Source organism: Mesorhizobium sp. B1-1-5 (assembly GCF_006443065.1).
Taxonomy (GTDB): Bacteria; Pseudomonadota; Alphaproteobacteria; order Rhizobiales; family Rhizobiaceae; genus Mesorhizobium.
Window position 1 is genome coordinate 1 of sequence record NZ_VFWS01000433.1, and the last position, 1,334, is coordinate 1,334.

The 1,334-nt window shown below is 67.9% G+C and carries 1 protein-coding gene; it reads left to right on the plus strand.

Translation table 11 applies throughout. The annotated features are described in order from the left end of the window. Positions 1-47: 47 nt before the first annotated feature. A partial coding sequence (locus tag FJ980_RS32120; protein ID WP_246676669.1) for an amidase occupies positions 48-1,334 on the plus strand: 1,287 nt, incomplete at its 3' end.

The window sequence follows — 1,334 nt, forward strand, 5'->3', positions numbered from 1 at the left end:
CTGGTTCCCTTGCCTGTATCGGGGGAGCGCGCATGTAGGTCGAACGAGTGCTGTGGGAAGAATACGCCACCGGCATTGCCACGTTGGTGCGCAAGGGCGAGGTTTCGCCGGTCGAACTGGTCGACGCTGCGATCGCGCGCGCCGAGGCCAGCCGGCCTGAAATCAATGCCACGGCCGAGACACTCTACGATGCGGCGCGCAGCCGGGCGAAGGGCATCGATCGTTCCCTACCGCTGGCCGGCGTGCCCTTCGCCATCAAGGATCTCGGCATCGCCATCAAGGGCGTGCCGTCACATGGCGGCAGCCGCATCCCCGCCTGGGTGCCCGAGGTCAGTTCGGTGCTGACCGAACGCTATCTCGCCGCCGGACTGACACCCATCGTCACCTCGACATCGCCCGAACACGGGCTGCGGCTGATGACCGAATCAAAAGCCTTCGGCATCACCCGCAATCCCTGGAACACCGGCCACACCAGCGGCGGCTCGTCCGGCGGCGCTGCGGCACTGGTCGCCGCCGGCGTCGTGCCGGTGGCGCATGCCTCAGATGGCGGCGGCTCGATCCGCGTGCCTTCTGCCTGCACCGGGCTGGTCGGCCTCAAGACCTCGCGCGGCCGCGTCCCGCTGTCGCCATTGGTGAGCGAAAGCTGGTACGGCATGGTGGTCGACCATGCCGTCACCCGCTCGGTGCGCGATTGCGCCCTGCTGCTTGACCTCACCCATGGCCCCGACCCGCTCGCGCCCTATGCCGCGCCGCCGCCGAAGGGTGCGTTCGCCGCGGCTGCCGCGCGCGATCCCGGCAAGCTCAAGCTCGCAATGTACCGGAACTCTCCGCTTGGCCTGCCGATTTCGGCCGAGACGCTGAAAGCGCTCGATACCGCGGTGGCGCTCGCTCGCGAGGGCGGCCACAGCGTCGAGGAAATCGATTTGCCCTCCATCGGTCGCGACTTCTTCGCCGATTTCTGCAGAACGGTTGCCTCGGCCGTCGCAGGCATGTTGCGGGCCGAGGCGGTGCGCGTCGGCCGCACCGTCACCGGCGAGATCGAGCGCGCGACGCGGGTGCTCGGCCGATTGGGCGAAATGGTCTCGGCCGGCGAGACCTATGCAGGCTTGCAGCGGCTGCATGCCGCCTCGCGGCAACTGATTGCGGAGACGGCGCGTTACGACGCCGTGCTGATGCCTGTTATCGCCCACCCGCCGCTCGCTTGCGGCGCGATTGACCCGAAGGGCGCCGACGAGCTCATCGAGAATATGCTCGACAAGCTTCGCCTCACGGCGCTGCTCAGGATCGAACCGCTGTTCGGCCAGCTGATGGACAAGAGCCTGTGGTTCACCCAT